This is a genomic window from Streptomyces sp. NPDC046860, from assembly GCF_040645115.1.
Lineage (GTDB): Bacteria > Actinomycetota > Actinomycetes > Streptomycetales > Streptomycetaceae > Streptomyces.
Map to the genome: position 1 here is coordinate 228,452 of NZ_JBEYXQ010000008.1, position 17,744 is coordinate 246,195.

The 17,744-nt window shown below is 67.6% G+C and carries 10 protein-coding genes; 6 read left to right on the forward strand and 4 right to left on the reverse strand.

The genetic code is table 11. The features are described from left to right. Positions 1-207: 207 nt before the first annotated feature. From ABZ898_RS14760 to ABZ898_RS14770, 3 genes are all read left to right on the forward strand, one after another. On the forward strand, positions 208-810 hold the full coding sequence (locus tag ABZ898_RS14760; RefSeq protein WP_361657580.1) for a hypothetical protein: 603 nt from the start codon (positions 208-210) through the stop codon (positions 808-810). Then, positions 807-2,261: a hypothetical protein gene (locus ABZ898_RS14765; RefSeq protein ID WP_361657583.1), complete on the forward strand. Its 1,455-nt coding sequence runs from the start codon at positions 807-809 to the stop codon at positions 2,259-2,261. The genes ABZ898_RS14760 and ABZ898_RS14765 overlap by 4 nt, the downstream gene beginning before the upstream one ends. A 204-nt stretch (positions 2,262-2,465) precedes the next feature. Then, positions 2,466-2,840 (forward strand): hypothetical protein, encoded by a 375-nt coding sequence (locus tag ABZ898_RS14770; protein WP_361657585.1) that lies wholly within the window; start codon positions 2,466-2,468, stop codon positions 2,838-2,840. A 214-nt stretch (positions 2,841-3,054) separates the two neighbouring features. On the opposite strand, the gene ABZ898_RS14775 is transcribed toward ABZ898_RS14770, so the two are convergent. The 4 genes from ABZ898_RS14775 to ABZ898_RS14790 are packed head-to-tail and all read right to left on the reverse strand — an operon-like array spanning position 3,055 to position 12,364. Next, complete coding sequence (locus ABZ898_RS14775) at positions 3,055-5,919, reverse strand: DUF3962 domain-containing protein (protein WP_361657588.1); 2,865 nt, start codon at positions 5,917-5,919, stop codon at positions 3,055-3,057. A gap of 46 nt (positions 5,920-5,965) precedes the next feature. Continuing rightward, the gene (locus ABZ898_RS14780; RefSeq protein ID WP_361657590.1) at positions 5,966-9,538 is read right to left on the reverse strand and encodes a signal recognition particle; all 3,573 of its coding nucleotides are present in this window, start codon (positions 9,536-9,538) and stop codon (positions 5,966-5,968) included. Further along, positions 9,531-10,694 carry a hypothetical protein gene (locus ABZ898_RS14785; RefSeq protein ID WP_361657593.1) on the reverse strand — a complete coding sequence of 388 codons (1,164 nt, stop codon included), beginning with the start codon at positions 10,692-10,694 and terminating at the stop codon, positions 9,531-9,533. The genes ABZ898_RS14780 and ABZ898_RS14785 overlap by 8 nt, the downstream gene beginning before the upstream one ends. An 11-nt stretch (positions 10,695-10,705) precedes the next feature. After that, entirely contained in the window at positions 10,706-12,364 is a 1,659-nt protein-coding gene (locus ABZ898_RS14790) for a PD-(D/E)XK nuclease family protein (protein WP_361657595.1), read from the reverse strand. Between the two features lie 108 nt (positions 12,365-12,472). Here ABZ898_RS14790 and ABZ898_RS14795 point away from each other — a divergent pair, with 108 nt between their 5' ends. The 3 genes from ABZ898_RS14795 (at position 12,473) to ABZ898_RS14805 (ending at position 17,651) form a co-directional block, all read left to right on the forward strand. Continuing rightward, entirely contained in the window at positions 12,473-13,795 is a 1,323-nt protein-coding gene (locus ABZ898_RS14795; RefSeq protein WP_361657598.1) for a serine/threonine-protein kinase, read from the forward strand. 136 nt (positions 13,796-13,931) lie between these two features. Further along, positions 13,932-16,037: an N-6 DNA methylase gene (locus tag ABZ898_RS14800; protein ID WP_361657600.1), complete on the forward strand. Its 2,106-nt coding sequence runs from the start codon at positions 13,932-13,934 to the stop codon at positions 16,035-16,037. 909 nt (positions 16,038-16,946) lie between these two features. Further along, positions 16,947-17,651: a hypothetical protein gene (locus ABZ898_RS14805; protein ID WP_361657603.1), complete on the forward strand. Its 705-nt coding sequence runs from the start codon at positions 16,947-16,949 to the stop codon at positions 17,649-17,651. Positions 17,652-17,744: the final 93 nt, after the last annotated feature.

Consider the following 17,744-nt stretch of genomic DNA (forward strand, 5'->3'; position numbering starts at 1 on the left):
GCACAACAGGAGCCGGCAGCGCGGCCCCCGCTAGCGGCCTCGTCCAGGTTGGATGCGGAAGCCTTGGCGATTGAGGCGTCCGAGGCGGCTGCGGGTGACGTTCATGCATGGGTCGTCGGTTTGCATACGCCGCAGTCCGCTACAGCCACGCCAGTTTTCCGCCGCAGCGCTCGCCGGGCCGCCTTCTGCGGCGCTTAGACTCTCACCGTGGTAGGAGAGGAAGCCCACTTCAAGGGGATCTCGGGAGCGAAGAGAGCCAAGCTCTACCTCGAGGGCACGATGCGAATCTGGGGGGCCTTCGCGAACACGGACTCGGACGCGTGGGCGAAGAAACTGACGCTCGCCTGGCCGGAGGGCGGCCGGACCTTCTCCTTCGACCTGGGCGGGTCGATGAGGGGCGTTCCGTACCATGGCGATCAGTTCTGCGCGGAGGTCAAGCACTATCAGGGTCCGGCGGACCAGGGCACTCACTTCGTCGAGTTCCTCGCCAAGTGCTACGTCGCGCACCAGCAGACGTACCTCTTCGGTGATCACTACATGTGGATCACCTGGGCTCCGTTCAACGTGAACAGTTGGTCGCAACTACATGAGCCAGAAAAGATCGAATCCGCTGTCGTCCAGCACCGGCAACGCATCTTCGGTGATGTCTCAGAGGACGAGGCCAGGAGCAAGATCGATGCGACCGCGGTGCAGAGCGTGTCCGAGCGCGTGTGGCGCATCGTCCTGTCAGAGAAGCAGGAGGGACTGCTGCCCCTCACCGAGTGGCGGGCCATCCTGGCGCATGAGCTGACCCTAAAGGGGGAGTGGTGAACGCCGTCGCATCGTCGATCGCGGAGGCACTCGAGGCGGACGACCCGTACCGCTCGTTCGCCGAGATCAAACGACTCCTCGAACAGCACATCCGGCAGATCAATCCGCAGATCCGGACCAGAAGCACCGGATACTACAACCACACCCACATGCCGGACCTGGTCATGCGATGGCCGCACGACGACGGCCTCAGCGACCGGTACGTCTACCTGCGTAGCACGACGGACGCGGACGAGCTCGGGTTCGACGTCACGCGCCTCGCTCGCCAGGACCGGCCCATCGTTCTGGCGCTCGGCGCCCTTCGCCCGCCCTTCGACGCCCGCGCCCTGGATTCGCTCGCGATCGACCAACACACCCTGGTGCTGGACCTGGCGGCTTTCGCGGAACTGACATCTGGCGATTCGGCCGACGTCGCGTTGAGGCGTCTGATCGCGAACACCGTTATCGAAGGCGGCCAGGGCCTCTTTGACGAGCGCTCCGTGTCCCGGCTGGCCCGTGCTATGACTACGGGCGCGCAGGCGGCCCGCCGAGGTGATCGTGAGGCGACTGAGGACGCGCTTGCTTTCGCTTCGGACACGCTGCCCCCACCGATCGCGCGCCGTCTGACGGCCCTCTTGGCGACCATGTGGCGCGCTAGCGGTGCACCGGTAGCCGCGCTCGAACGTGCTCCCAGGTATCCGCAGCAGCTGGACGAGTCGTCACTCGATTACCTCCTCGAAGGCCAGGAGATTCCTGATGGGGACTTCTGGAACCGTATCGCCCGTGAGATCACTCTGATCGATCTGCTGCGGCACATCAGGATCACCGCCACTGACAACCTCCAGCACCTCATGCGCGCGGCGCTGAGCACATGGAACGCACGGGTTTGCGCCGTAGTCCCCTCCTCCCGCGGCGACGCTCGCCGTGGCACAGCCCTCCCGCGCTGGACCAAGAGCGAAGGCGTCCTCAGCTTCGACGCACCCGGCTTCGTTCTCACGCTCGCCCAGAAGGTCGACCACCTGACATCGTCGGCGGCAGGGGTCGTGTACGAACTGCCGGCCCTCGACGAGGTCGGGAAGCGTCTTCCGCTCCTAGGGCTGAGCCTCAAGGCCATCACACTGGTCAACGGTGGCGGGAAAGTGGCGTACGAAGGGGAGGTGGGCGCTTTGCATGGGGACCGCCTCCGCCACCTCAGCGAATCCCTCGGACCGGGAACCTTGGTCAGGAATCTCGAAGCCCTGCCGCCAAGTGGCATACCGGTGAGGTACAACTTCTCTACCCGGACCGCCTCGGTAAAACCGCCTCGCGGCAGTGTCCCCCTACTGGAGCTCGTGAACACGTCCATTCGACTCTTCACGGATCTATCCCGTGACGAGGAGGAACGCCTCGTCGAGGTGATCCCACCGGGCGGCCGCACCCTGCATGCTGGAATCGATCACGACATGCCGGGGACAGAGTCACCCGCCGACTGACACGCGGCGGGCCACAGTGGGCATACCGATGCGCCCGACCCCTCGCCCACCGTCCGACAGGAGGACCGACATTCGACCTTCGGCGAAATGCGGTGCGGTCCACCCGCGCTGCCGGGCCGTACTGCGTCCTTACCGGGCGACATGCCAAGCAATTAATTCCGCCGAGCTGTCCGCACGGCGCTAAGATCGCGCCCGTCCCGGAACATGGAGGACCGTGGTTCTGCTGAGGAACTCTTCGCCCTGCTTGCCACCTCCGAGTTCCCCGTGCACCCCACGAGTGAGTCAGTCGGCGAAGCGGAGCCGCGGTGGACGCTCGTGCGAGATCCGTTCGGCCAGTGCCTAGCCGCTCGTGCCATCGCATTCGACTCTGGCGCGGATACCGCCTTCACCACCCAGGTGCTGAAGGCGGTGCGGGCCACCGGATTCGTCGAGGGCGCCGCCTACGTGGCCGCGCTGCTGAAAAACAGACGCCCAGACGCTTCGCGAGAATTGGCCACGGCAGTGCGCACTGCACTCGGCAAGGAGAAGGAACCCCCGGTCAGGCAATGTATGGAGCAGATCCTTCGTGCCCTGGGCTGACGTCCGCCCTGGCCAGCCCTACCGCCGCCCCACACTCGCATCGCTGCTGGAGGTCCTGCGACCCGCGCCCATCGGTATGTCGGCGGACGGTGTGCCGATCCGACCGTGGGGCGGCAGGCAAGATCAAGACCTCAGCCGCCGGGCGGCCGGAGTCGAGTTCCGCGAGGTGACGACGCCGGACTGCCACGCATGCCCTGCGGGATGAGCCTGCAAGTCACTGACTCGGTGGAGAACCTTCCTCTCCGGAGGACTCGTCGGAGTCGCCGTCGTGTGGCAGGACGTATTGTGCGGTCTTTGCCGCCATGTGGAGCGGGAGTGGAAGCCCTAGGGTCACGTTGTAGTCAGGCGCGCGGCGCAACTGGTGGGTGATGGCGGCCCAAAGCCCCGGCGCGCTGGATTTCTCTGGCACGGCGACAACCGCGATCTCCAGTGCTGACGGGTTCCATGCGTTGGTGCCCGTGTCGATGACAGGCTCCGGCTCTTTGTCTTCTTCATCCTCCGAGCGCTTCTTCCTCAGCGGGATCCGGGTGGCAATCTTCGAGGCGGTCTTCACCGCGTGCTTGGCTGTGTGGGGCTTTTCGCCGGTGCTGTAGTACACGCGGTGGTCGTCGTCAACGCCCGGGTGGGCCCACAGGCCGCTCGCGAAGCCGTGATCGGCGGTGTCGTCGTCCGGGGCGAACCACTGAGGGGTTTCGTCGGATGCATGGTCGCGTACCCGAACATGGCACAGATTCTCGCCGTACAGGGTGATGTGCTGGGCCGGGTTGGGGCCGAACTGGAGGGCGTCGGGACGCAGCCGGCCGTTGGTCAGCCATGGCCAGTGCAGACGGGAGTTCTGTGCGTGCGAGAGCAGCAGGACGTGGCGGTCGCGCAGGCTATAGAGCATCGCCCGGATGAACTGGGCCGTCTCGGCCCGTTGATCGTCCAGATCGGGAACCCAGGTCGTGGTGCGCTTCGTCTCCCCATCCTCGGCCTCCGGCCTCGGCGCGTCCTCCTGCCCGGTCGCTCCTGTGACTTCGCCGTCCTCACCATCTTGGTCTTCCTCGTCGAACTCATACTCGCCCGGGATCTCGGCGTGGCGGGCAAGAGAGAGCAGGAGTTCCGGGTACGGAATCCAGTCCCCACGGTCGGTGTCCCACCCCGTCACCGAGCTGTCGGCTGCGCTCATTCTTACGGCGACAGGTGCGGTGCGGCGTTTGCGGGTGGGCCCGTCGGCGCGGCGCTTGACCATCCACAGTGCGACGTACTCCAGGGCCGTGGGCAGTTCGTCCACACTGTGCTCCGGTGCCGTGCAGACGCCCAGTTGCCGAAGGACGTCGTTCCAAGCCTGTAGGGCTCGGTGGGCGATGCTCTTCTTGGTGGCGGTGTTCCAGCGCGAGCTCGGCAAGGTGATGAACTTTGTCAACCGTCCTGCATCGGCATACCCGAGGCGTACGGCGAACTTTGGGTCCACGATGTCAGGCCGGAAGGACTTCGGGTGGCCGATCTCGACCACGACGGCCTGGACTTCGGGCCGTTCGTCGCGCTCGCACAGTTCGGCGACCTCTCGTCGGCGGGCACTGATCGCTGTGGTGAGTGTCTTCCGTTTCGGCTGGCCGTCGGGGAAATCGAGTCGGGCGGCGACGACACCGGCGTCTTCCAGGTACAGGCGTACCGTCAGCTCTGGTGTCGTCCAGGTACGTACGGCCTTGTCCGTTCCGCCCGACCCGTCCAGGCCCAACAAGACTGCCAGTTGCTCGATCAGGGCGTCACGGGTGTGGTCGTTCTGCCAGCGAGCTTCGACGAGCAGGGGCCGACCGTCGAGTACTCGTGCCAGGGCGGCGCGTCGTTCGTTGCGGCCTTCCCGCTCCAACTCCGCTTTCTGGAAGGCGCGTTCCTCCTTCGTCTTGGCTGTCGGAGACTTGGGCAGATTGCGTGGGAGGACTGGATAGCGGCTGCGGGTGAAGTCGCCGAGCTGGGTGAGGTGAGGCAGCAACGCCTCGGCTGCCCATTCGGTCAGGGGGGAGCGGTCGCGCGGCATGAGACCGGTGCCGACGCCATGGCCGCCCATCGACGTGGCATGCACGACGCCGATCTGAATGCCGTCCTTCCCGGGGATCCAGGCGTCGGGGTTCTCCTGCACTGCCGCCGCGTTTGGGAGTTCGCGAGAGAACCCGAGGCTGCTGAGCATGCCTTGGGGGCCTCCGCGCGTCCACTGGGGCAGGGACGTGTTGCGGTCGATGTCCAATCGGCACACCGAGAGCCGTCCGGTTCCTGTCGACTGCCCTAGCCAGGGCGTTTGCGCGAGCAGGTACGCCGACACCGTCCGCCGATAGGGCACGGGCACGGGCCCACCGGTGCGCCAGCGGCGAACCCCGGTGCGGATATGGAGACGGAAGTCGCCGGCGAAGGGCACGGTCTGAACGGTGAGCGTGATGATGAACGAGAACTTCCACCGCATTCCATCGTCGTCCTGGTGGTCACGCGGCGGCCAGGAGACGAGCTCGGCGCCGCGTTCGGCGGCGGCGATTTTGAACGTCATCTCGACGCCCTCGAAGCGGTAGGGATCCAGCTTCGCGATGCTCTGTGCGAGGGCGTCGGGCAGGAGCTGGTGGATCAGCGGGTCCGGCTCGAAGGTGCCGCCGGGCGAGGTTGTGCCCGCGAAGAGGTCGACGGTGTGTGGCTGCCAGGTCAGCCCGGCCATGTCCAGTGAGGCGCTGAGCTTGATGGCCCGTTCGGTGATGTCCGGGTACTCCTTACGGGTGCGCGGGGAGTGCAGGTCACGGATCCAGGCGTGGATGAGTTGCCGCATGACGGGGAGCGGAAGCGGCGTTTCTGCGTACAGCCATGGGGCGTTGTCGTCGAGTGTGGCGCCGCGCGCGACACACAGCAGGTCGGGTGCCACGGCGCGGATGACCTCGTTGAGCCTGCGGATAGGTACCTGGTTGATCCTTTTCGGTTCGCGTTTGCCGATCCGGTAGAAGTCCAGTACCTCGGCCCGCCATGAGGCGGGGAAGGCGAGTCCGTGGGTCTGGCGGATGAACTCCGTGCCGCGGGCGGGTTCGAACGCGGTGAATCTGACGGTGGGGTAGGAGGGCATGTGTGGGGTCCCTTCGTGTACAGGGGTGAGGGAACGGCTGTGCGGTTCAGTCGGACGGGTCCGGGGCGGAGGGGACGATGCCGGCGAGCGCGGTGTGCAGGGGTTCGTACAGGGCTTTGACGAGGGCCCGGTCCAGAGCAGTGATCGGTACAGTGCCGGGGGTCGTCTCGTCGGCCGGGGGCGGAGCGAGGTAGGGGTCCAGGACGTGCCGCATGGCGAGCAGGAGACTCGTCCGCCAGGTGTCTGGCACCGCCTTGCCTGAGGCGGCCCGGGTGGCGAATGGAGCGTCGACGAAGACGACGCGTGCGGGGACGCCTCCGCGCACGAGACGGCCGATGACCTGCCAGATGACTACCAATTGATCCCAGGTGAAGGAGATCTTCTCGTCCTCGTTCAGCCGGCTCCAGGCCAGAGGGTGGTTGAGGAGGTGTCGCCACCGTGCGCGGGCGAGGGTGCGGAACTGGGCGCCGGCCTTGTCCAGGCTCGGTTGTGCGCGGACGAACTCATCGAAACTGCCGTCGCGTTGCATGCGTGCCGCCCAGTCGTTGACGGCCTGTACGGCGAGGCCGATGTCGTCGGGGCGGGGGTGTGGGCGGGCCAGGAAGAACACCGAGCCGATCGCGGCGACTCCCCGGTCGAGGATGTTGTGGCCCCGTTCGACGGCGAGCAGGGGAGCCACCAGGATCTCCATGCCGGTCGAGGCGAAATTGGCTACGTCGCCGCGGCGCAGGGCTACGACCGTGCCGCCGTCGGGGCCCATGGCCGGACTGGAGTAGAACGGGGGCTCCTCGTCCGCGTCGTCGGCGACCAGGCGGCACACCTTTCCGGCCCACCGGGGGATGCGGTTGAGGATGTCCGCCGCGCGACGTGCCTCGTCGTAGGAGCCCGTCAGTACGAGGAGCCGTTCGCGCCTTTCGTCGTTCACGGCGGAGAGTTCCTGTTCGAACACGCTGGGTTTGCCGTCGGTGCCGCGACGGGCCAGCCGGTCCAGCATGTGTTCGAGGACGAGAGGGCGCAGGTGGGGTTTGGTGCCGGACAGCTTGAGGGGACGGCCGTCGGTACCGGTCAGGAAGTGGGTGGTGAATACGGTCTCGTTGATGGCCGCGCGTTCGGCCAGCGGGGGCTTGAGGAGGGCTCCGACCTCGGTGAGCACGTGGTAGCGGGTGGAGCGGCCGGCCCAGCTGGTGCCCGACATGAGCAGCACGTTCGGTCCGGGAAGACCGTCCGCGATGGTCAACTCCGGCAGTTGGAGGAGGAGTTCGCGGCCATTTCCGGCGCAGCGAAAGAAGCGCAGTTCGCCGCTGCGTAGCTGTCCCAGGCTTGCGTCCTCGGACAGGAACTGGAAGCCGAGGATGTTGCCCATGGGTGATTCGGGGACCAACGGCCGGTAGTCCTCGGGCGGGCGGCGGGACAGCACGTTGCTCGATGCCCCGAAGTTCAAGGCGGCCTCGACCCCTGGCCACAGCTCCGTCAGCAGGTCGAGCCGGGTGTGCAGGGCGGACAGCAGGAGGGTGAATTCGAAGCGCAGCACTTGCTCTTTCACGCTGTCGGGGCTTTCCAGCACGGCGTCCCCTGCAAGCGAGAGCAGTTCTCGCTCGACCAGGCGGCGGGCGTTGCGGGGGCGGATGGCGTGCAGAAGCTGACGGGTAAGTCGCACCAGCGAGTCGACCTGAGGGTCGCGTTGTTCGCGGTCGCCGAGCGGGTCGTCGCGGAACGTGTCAAGGATCGCCACGACGGCGTCGCGTCGCGCGTCGCCTGAGGAGTGTGGTGTGACCGGCTGACGGGTTTCGGGAGGTTGCGTCTCCTCGTCTCCGTCGGCGGCCTGCCCGATGTCCTCGTCCCATTCGGGGGCGGGCCGGTCGGGGGTGTCGGCCGGATCGGTGTCGGCGTCGGAGGGCTTGCCGAACCAGTCCGAGATGAGTTTGAACTGGAGGGTCCATGAGCTGAAGTAGTCGGCCTCGACCCAGTCGCGCAGGCTCCGGTGGCCCAGCAGCATGTGGTAGATGCGGTCGGCGGCGACTGTGACGGTGTGCAGGGCCGCCGTCCATTCCATGACGGTGGAGTTGGACAGTTGGATGCGTCCGCCGCGCGCCAGTTCGTCGATCTTGTGCTGGTGGATCTCGTCGAGCCAGGAGTTGGGTGTGCGCCCGGTGAGCACGGCGGCGGGGGCGAACATGGTGTCCAGCTGCATCTGCACGCGGTCGGCCTCGTCGATGACGACCAAGTCGCTTCGCTGGCAGGCAAGTTCGAGGAAGCGGATGCGCTCCTCGTTTTGGTGGGCGGGCACGGCGCTGTGGACCAGGGCGGCGGGGGTGGCGACCCAGATGTCCGCGGCGACGAGTTCGCGGGCACCGTGATGACGTGGGCATCGGTGCCATAGAGGGCAGCCGTGGCGTTTGCGCAGGTTCGGGGCTGGCGTGTCCTGCGATCCGTCAGTGGCCAGTGCGGTGAGCGGGCGTTGGGGTGGCCGCCGTTTGGGCGGGAAGAGCTGGGTGCAGGGAGCGGCCCGGTAGGCGAGTGGCTCCGCTGTCTCGACTCCGCGCAGGGCGTCGAGGGGGCAGGCTGTGCTGAGGTAGTCGAGGCTCAGCGCGTCGTGGGTGAGCAGGGAGGTGCCGCCGTCCTGTGCGGCGAGGCGGCGGTGGGTGCGCTGCAGATGCTGCTCGCGTGTGGTTACCCCAAGGACGGGGGCCGCCTTGAGGCCGAGCGCGGTGAACAGGGACACGAGGTGCAGGGCCTCGGCGACATCGCCCACCACCAAGGTGACGCGTTTGTCGTGGGTGGCCGCCCAGACTGCGAGGATGTCCCGCAGGGTGCTCTTTCCGGCACCGACCATTCCCAGCAGATGCAGCATCCGGTCGATTCGCAGCATCTTGTGCTCCGGTGCGAAGTCGCCCGACTCGGGCTTTCGAACGAACAGTTCGACCCTTTCCAGCCTGCGCCGCCAGTCGCCGCCGTCGGGGTCGTCGGGGCCGCGCAGCTGGTCCTCCATCCACGTGGCGGTTGCGAGGAGTTCCTCCCAGGGGGCCTCCAGTGGCTTGCCGTCCGGTGCGGCCGATGATCCGAGGGCGTGGGGCGTCGTTTCCTCGGCGGGCAGTTCTTTGGGTAGCTCCACCGAGGTCCAGGTGCGGCTTTCCAGAAAGCGCCATGCGCCGGGCTCGGCCAGTGGCAGCGACCGGGTCTGGTAAGGCGGGGCCTCGGCCAGGGCTTGGGTGTAGATGGCCCACCGGTGGTGGGCGATGGATACGCTCCGCCGCCGGGGGGCGTCGTCCTTGCCGGCGAGGTGGAAGCCGCGCAGCTCGGGTGGGAGCGTCAGATAGGTGTCGAGGGACTGAGTCCACACGCGGCGCCGGCGCAGCGGCCACAGCAGGTGGCGGCCGATGCGCAGCATGCGTTGCAGTGCGGGCGTTTGGGCGTGTCCGAGTGCGGCAGCGAAGGGGTATCCGCCGAAGAGGGTCCAGCCGGCCTGTGCGGGATGCCCGGGCAGCAGCTGTTCCACCAGGCAGAGTCCGAGCTCGACTTCGCACAACCGGGCTGCCGCGAGTTCCGGCTGCGGATCGTCGGCGAAGTACGGAAGAAGGCTCGCGATGAGATCGTCGCGCCACTGCTTTTGGTCACGCATCGGCGTCCTCCGCCTGGTCGTCGGCGAACGGCCCGCCTGGGCCGTCGGCCAGGGTGGTTCGGATCCGTGCCATGAACTGCCGGTGGCTGAGCACGGTCATCGACTTGCGTACATCGGCCCTCAGGTACTTGCGGACCACGGACACGTAGTTGCGGCGCATGGCGATCCGGTGGTCGGGGACGACGAGAAACGCCTCGTCGTAGGGCGGATCTTTGAGCAGCGGCTTGGCATTGCGGCCGAGCAGCGCGGGGTTGGCCCAGTCCTTGACATCGATGGCCCATACCCGGCCGTCAGGCAGCGGGATTCGCAGGTCGTATGCGTCGTAGTTCGGCCACAGCTCAGGGGTGAGGCGAAGACGCAACAAGCTCCGCTCCAGGCGCAGTTCGGCGACGCCGGGAGAGGTGACGAACAGGCGCAAAGGCCGGGTCAGTAGCAGCACGCCGCCGCCCTCGAGCTCGTCGTACGCGGGGCCCACGGGGGCGTCCCCCTGGTGCCGGCAGCGCGCGTTCTCGCACCACCAGCCGCCCTCCCGCATGGGGGCGAGCAGGGTGTGGCAGCGCCGGCACGAGGTGAACCGGCCCCCGCGGGCCCAGCCGATGGGGGCCTGCAGGTAGATCTGCTGGAGCAGTCCGTCGAGTGGAGTGAAGGCCGGCTCCAGCGCGATCTCGGTGGCCTTGTCCCTGGTGAGCACGGGATGTTCGATGAGCAGGCGCCGGAAGGCCACATAGCTGGCCGGTGCGTTGGCGCTGCGGCAGCGGTCCATCGCCAGGCCGATCAAGGCCCGGTCGATCTGCTCGGTCGCCGAGTCGGGCCGGTCAACGGCCCACTCGTAGCACAGGTCCGTGGGCACGTAGGCGCTCTCGTCGATGAGGCGGTCATCCGGGCCCGCCAGACCGTCGGGGAGGTCCAGCGGCCACTCGGTCACCGGCCGCTGGCGACACCACACGAGCAGGTCGCTGACGCTCAGGGGCGGGTCGGCGCCGCGCAGCAGGCAGGCCAGCACGGTGCGGTCCAGGGCGCGTTGCGCCTCGGCCGGGTAGGGGAGGGTGAAGGTACCGAGGTCGGACAGGGCATCCAGTTCGAGGACGGCGGAGGCCACGGTGCGCAGCAGAGTCAGACCCTGGTGCGGGACAAGCGCGGAGCTATCGGGGGGCACGGTGGTCCGTTTCACTGGAGGGACGACGAAACAGAGGAGGAGGGCGCGGCGGGGCACCAACGGGACACCTCGCAGCGGGCGCAATGGGTTCCCGGGTTCGGGGCGGATGTGCGGTCCGCATGCCACGGGGCGGCGAGGTCATGGAGCACCTGCCGAGCTGTGGCAACACGGTCGGCCTGACGGGGGGAGACAAGTTCCAGGTCCGGTCCGGTGGGCCGCAGGATCTCCACCTCGACGCGGGAGCGGCGCACGTCACCGCCGAGCGCACCGTCGGCCAGCAACACCAGGGCCAGGGCCGCCTGGGGATACAGCTCCAGGATGTCCTTGTCCCCACGCGGGGTGCGGTACTTGGTGCTCTTGACCTCACGCCACACCACCGAACCGCCACTGCGGTACAGGAGGTCCGGCTTGGCCACGAGCACGACATCGGCCTGCGTGTCGTGGAAGGTGAGGAGTCTTTCCGCGACCAGCGCCGCATCCGGATCGGCGTGGCGCAGCGGGCACACGGCGGCATGACGGGCGATCAGGCGGGCACCGAGTTCGGCATCGTCCCCCGTCAGGTGCCAGTCGCCGACCGCCCAGTCGGACCGGTCGGCGGGGGTGTCGTCCGGTGTGCAGGGGCGTTGTGGGGTTCGCGCGTGCAGATGCTGCAGCCAGGCGTGCACTGCGTGCCCGCGCACCACGTGATGGTCGTGCTCGATGTCCTTGTCGTAGGGCAGATGGATGCGCCGCAGATGTTCCTGCGCGGGGCAGTTCGCATAGCGGCGCAAATCGGTGACGGACAGGGTGCGGCGAGGCCGCGCCCCGTCCGCGATCTGCAAGATGCCCGGCGTGCGCACCAGGTCAGGGCAGGAAGCGGCGAGCTTGCATGTCGCGCATCCGGGGCCCGGGCGCCTGTCCACGGCATCGACCGTGGCGCGCAGGCGGGGCGCGGCGAGCTTGTGATAGGCGGCTTCAGCTTCCTGGGGTGTCCCGTCGAACAGCGGTGGACGGACCGAGCCGTCCAGGCAGCCGATCTCCACGACCCGTACCCGCTTCGGGGTGACGGCGCTGTGCACGTCGTGCGCGTCACTCCATCGGGTGGGTTCTGGTGCACGGCCGCCGTGGGCAGCGATGTATGCCGCCATTGCGACCTCCGCCGGATCCCGCTCAGCCGGCCCACGTCGCCCGGGCTGTACCGATCCGAACCGGAGCAGGCGCAGCTCGCACACCGCACGGTCACGGCTGGCGTAGCAGCGCCCCCAGACCTTCATCTCGTACACGGTGGGGGTGCCTTGACCCCTGGCTGCTGTCCTCGACTGCTTGACCCAGTACTGCGGATCGGGCAGCAGCTCCGCTCTTGGGTCTAGGGATTTGACCGCGTCCAGGTACTGGGCGGCGGCATGCTCGGCATAGCGCTCGAGCCCGGGGTGCGAGGGGCGCACTCGGGCCGGATCGTCCCGGGGGTGGCCGAACTCTACGGTGTCGAGCCGGCGCATTACGGCGGCGAGGGCGAACGATTCGTAGTCCGCCGGCTTGTAGGGGGTGCGGTGCGTGGGGCGAAGGCGTGGCCGGGCCTTGACGGCCCGCAGCGTGGGGCAGTCCTCGTCCCCCTCCTTCGTGCCTCCGGTGAACACTCTGATCAGGCCCGGGTCACCCGTGGTTCCTGCGGGCAGCGGCCACTCAGTCACGCGCACTCCTCACACCCGTCTCTGTGAACAACATTCACCGGAGGCTACATGCTGCTACGGTTCACGCACGGATGATCCGTCAAATTCATTGCAGAGAACGGACCTCAGGTGGGTTCACAGAATGAAATCATCGCCAGGCGGTACCGCCTCGTGCGTCGGCTTGGTGGCGGTGCGATGGGCGAGGTGAGCCTGGCGTACGATCTGAGCCTTGACCGGCAGGTCGCCGTCAAGCAACTCCACGCGCAGAACGTTGAACGAGAAGAGGGGCGTTACGCGGATCGCCTGGAGCGTGAGGCCAAGGCGACCACCGGGCTCAGCCGCTGCCGGCACTTCCCCCAGGTGTACGACTTCGGATACCACGCCGACGAGCCCTATCTCGTCATGGAGTACATCGAGGGGCCCACCCTGGCGGAGCTGGCGGCCAACCATCACCCCTTGTCCTTCTCTACGATCACGGCGATCCTGGCTCAACTCGCCACTGCACTGGCCTGTTTGCACGACGCCGAATTCGTCCACCGCGACCTCAAGCCGACCAACGTCATGATCGCGGCAGGCGGCGTCATCAAGGTGGTGGACCTCGGCATCGTCGCCGTCTCCGACCCCCACGCGACGAGACTGACGGCCACCGGCCAGGTGCCGGGCACCGCGGCGTACATGGCCCCAGAGCAGGCTGCCGACGGTCTCGCCGAGCCCCGCAGTGACCTCTACTCCACGGGCTGCCTCGTATTCGAACTCGTCACGGGAGAACTCCTCTTCAACGCACCGACCGCTCACGCGATGGCGCGCGCCCACATTGACCAGGCGCCCCGCAAGACCCGGGACGTGCGCCCCGAAACCCCGCTATGGCTGGCCCACATCATCGACCGATTGCTGCACAAGGACCCGGAACTGCGCTTCTCCGACGCGCGAACCCTGTATGGGGCTTGCTACCCGTACGTGGACGACCTCAGGGGAACGGGTAGCCCCCAGCTCGGCCGCTTCGATCCGGCCCTGCTTTGGCGTGCCCCGTGCTCACCACCGCCCTCGCCGCAACCGTCAACGCCGCCTCCGCGGCGCTCTCCCGGTACCCGGATGGATGCACTGGCCCGCAGCCGGACGCGGCGAACCGACCTGAGGCGGGACGACCTGACCCAGATCCGCGCCGATGCTGCCGCACAGGCGGCCAACGGCGATCTGAGAGGCGCCGTCCAGCTCATCGAGGAGTGCCTGGCGTCGGCCGTCGGCCACTTCGGTCGCATCGAGAAGGGTGTGGTCCGCTTGGGCATCGACCACGCCGGCCTGCTATGCGAGCAGGGGTTGTCGAAGCAGGCGCACGCTGCCTATGTCAGCGTGCGCCCTGACGCCGTCATCGCGTTCGGAGCAGAGAGTCCAGAAGTGCGCGAGATCGACGAAGGCATCGAGGGGTGCGAGGAGGAGGGAACGTGGGATTGATCCGTGCCTTGATGTACTGCACGCGGTTCCAAGCGCGGCGCCTTTATCGACGCGTGAAGAACATACACGCACGGTAGAACGAAGGTACGCTTCACGCTCTGTCTGCAGAGACAGGGTAGGACGCAGGGAGCAAGGCGTGACAGAGGAACCGACCACCGTGACGGCCACGGGCATCGCCAGGATCGCAGGTGTCGGCCGGGCCGCAGTGAGTAACTGGCGCCGACGCCACCAGGATTTCCCTCGGCCGATCGCCGGCACAGCCGCGAGTCCCGCCTTCGACCTGGACGAGGTCGAGCTATGGCTCGACCGGCAAGGCAAGCTCCGCACCATCGGCCCGCTCGACCGACTCCAGCAGCGTCTGGAAGCGCTCGGGACGGCCGGGCAGTCCGCTGAGGCCCTCGTCCTGGTCGGCCTGACACTCCTGACGGCGCCTGCCGCAGTGCCCACCCCTCGCCAACTTGCCGACGCCGTACGTCTGCTGACTTCACCCCGTCACGCCGACGTGCTCTTGACGGACCTCCCGGTCGTATGGTCACCAACGCACCGAGAGATCCTCGAGGTCTCGTGCTCGTTGAGCGACCAAGAGGACTGTGTCGGAATTCTGGAGCACCTTCACGCGCAATACGTGACAGCCCGAGGCGCGGCCGGCCTCACCGATACGCCCGTGCCCGTCGTCAGCCTGATGCTGGATCTCGTCGGCCCCGCCGCCTCCGTCCTCGACGTCGCCTGCGGCACCGGCACATTCTTGCGCACCGCCCTCGACAGGGTGAACGCGGCAGGTGGCGCGCCGCAGCTTCTGGGGCTGGACGCCCGCCCCGAACACGTGCGCATCGCGCTGCTGCGCCTGCTGGTCTTGCGGCAGCAGGCCAAGGCCGCTTCGGGCACCGGCGAAGAACTGTGCCTGCGCGTCGGCGATCCGCTCCTTGAGGGCGCCTTCTCCGTCGACCACGTTGATGCCGTAGTCGGCAGTCCTCCTCACAGTCCCCGCGACTGGGGCCACGACCGCCTCGCCTTCGACCCCCGGTGGGCCTATGGAGGTATGCCCCCGCGTACCGAACCCGAACTTGCCTGGGTACAACATGTGTTGGCTCAGCTGAAGCCCGGTGGGAGGGCCGCCTTGCTCCTGCCGCCCGCAGTGGCTGCGCGTCCCGCGGGACGCCGCATCCGCAGCGAATTGGTCCGGCGCGGCGCCCTGCAGGCAGTCGTCGGGCTCCCCCCGACGGCGACCGTCGGTAGCGGCAACGGCGTGCATGTCTGGCTTCTCCAAAGCCCCGACGAGGACAGCGCCCCACCTACAGGTGTGCTGTTCGTCAACGGCGACGACGTGCCCCTGGAGGCGAACGTGCGCCCGAAGGACCGTCTCGAGGCGCTGCGCCGCCACATCGCTCCGTTGTGGGACCGCTACCGTAAGGGACACGGGCCCTTGGCCACGGATGCAGACTTCGCCCGGGATGTGCCGCTGGCCGAACTGCTCGACGAGGACGTTGACTTCACTCCCCGGCATCACGTGCCGAACCCGGATTCCATTCCGTGCCCGCCCGACGAACTGCTCGAGATGCCAGCGGTCGTGAGGGCTCAACTCAATGCGCTCCGGGATACGTTGCCAGAATTTTCCCCCACCCAGGCGCCTACGTCGTCTGGCGTTCCCACTGCGACGCTGGGCGAACTCTCCCGGACCGGGGCGCTGAGCCTGCACCGCCATGCGGCCCGCGCCGCACACCGCGATGCCCCCGACCCTGATCGGCACGAACCAGCGCTGACGAGCCAGGACGTCATCGCCGGCCGACCCGCCAGCGGTTCAGTTCCCGTCGGCCCCGACGACGACCCGGCGGCCCGGGTACGGGCCCACGACATCCTCATCCCAGCAATCACCCAAACCTTGGTCGCCCGGGTCGCGACGGATGAGCAGATCGGAGCCCGGCTCGGGCCGGGCGTGCACGCCGTGCGCGTGGATCTGGACTACCTCGACCCGTGGTTCGCGGCTGGCGCCCTCACACGCTCCGAGAACGCCACGAAGGCAGCCCGAACGTCCACCGGAACAAGCGGAGCCCTCCGCATCGATGTGAAACGGCTGCGCCTGCCCGTGCTGGCAATCGAGGAACAACGACGCCGGAGCGAAGCCCTGCGTCGTCTTACCGAGTGGGATGCGGCCCTGTCGCGGCTTGCGGAGGCAGGACATGAAGCCGTTCGGGCCCTGACTAGCGCCCTGGTTGACGGGGCGCTCGACCCGTTGGACAAATGAATCGGACGCAGAAGCCGTGCAGAACGGATCCGGGAAGCCGTTCCTCGCCTCACCGGCGGGCACGTCCGCACGGCATCGGCCCTGATCCAGCCAGGGCTCGAGTCCGGCGTTCTTGATCCGGGGCACTGGCAGACCACGATGGCGAGCGAGGGATTCGAGCGCTGACAAGGGGCGGGGATCGGCAAAACGCCGACGATCTCCGCTCGTGCCGGCAGATGTACGCGCAGTTTGGCAGAGTGCCCCTCGCGGGTCTGCTTGTCGCCTTCGCTCCAGCGTGCATGCCTGTTCGATGTCGTTTCCTGGCATGTTCGATGCATCCACGGGGGCTAGGAGAGGCGGCGGGCCTGCCAGGTGGCTCCCTGCGCGAGGAGGCGCACCCCACTCTCGACTGCAGCGTCGAGAATTCGTTGGCGGGCGGCGAGTTTGATGGAACGAGTCGTGAGTCTTGCCGGCATTCAGCCGAGGAACGGCTGGGTAGTGGTACGAACGACGCGCTGGCGACCGCGTCGGCTGGCTTACGGATGATCGGCGAGTGTTGCAAGCGACTTGTGCCGGAAAATCCGAACTGGAAGCACCAGGTGCTTAGAAGGCGCCTGCTCTGTTCCGGTACTGCTGCTCGTCCAGATCGAGGGCTTGATGGCTGGGCGGGAGCGATATCGGGGTCAGCATGGTGATTCGCTCACGGCAGACGAATTGAGCCCGCGAGGGGCTGGAATTGCGTGGCGAAGCAAGTGAACCTGGAGCAGCTCACGGACGATCGTCTGCGTGGTCGGCGGAATGTAGCACGGGATCGCCGGTTACCGAAACCGGCGATTCTCCAGACTATTGGAGAGGTTCGGTCGCCGTGCGACTCACAAGCGGTGCGGACTGCCGTGCCTACCCCCACACCTCACCCCAAGGAGTTCACCCATGGCCGCAGTTGTTGGCGCCAAAACGTTTCTTCTGACCGATCGGCAGTGCTTTTCGATCCTGGACTGGGCCGCCGGACAGCCGCAGAACGGCCTCGTACTACGGGCCTTCCTGGCGTCCATCGCTCTCGCGGCGCTGCAGCCGAAGGAGGCCCTGGTGCTGCGCGTCCGAGACGTGGAACTCGCGGACGACGGCACCGGTTGGCTGCTGATCCACCCTCAGGGACAAGAGCGCCGCGAGACGGATTCGGAGCGTGCGGGCGCCGAACGGCGCGTTCCTGCTTGCCGGGAGTTGGTGGCACTCCTGAAGGCGGAGATCGCTCGGCGAGATCTCCGCCCCGATGACGCGATATTCGTTCTCGACGACGGACGACCGCTGACCGCCCCGGTCTACCAGAAGATCTGGAGGCAGGCGCGGGCGGCGGTTCTGGAAGCGTATGAGGCCGACTCGTTGCTCGGCAGGAACATCTCTGCTCTGCGTGACGCGTGCATCGCGGCGTGGCTGAAGAACGGTGACCAGACCGCGGCGCACATCCTCGCGGTGGCCGAGTGCGCCGGAATGAGCGCTCCTCGCCTCGCCGAACGCTTCGCCCACTGCCTTCGCAAGCCGACACGGGATGAAATTCCCTGGGACCGGCTCGAAGCCGTTCTCGCCCTTCCTGACCTGCTGAGTGAGCCGGCCCGGACAGCCGTGCACCGTCCGTAGCGCTGGCCCCGCGTTGCGGATTGTCCGCGATTCCCTCCCTGCCGCATGACACGGCAACGGGTGGGCGGAACTGGATTTCCGCCCATCCGGGCG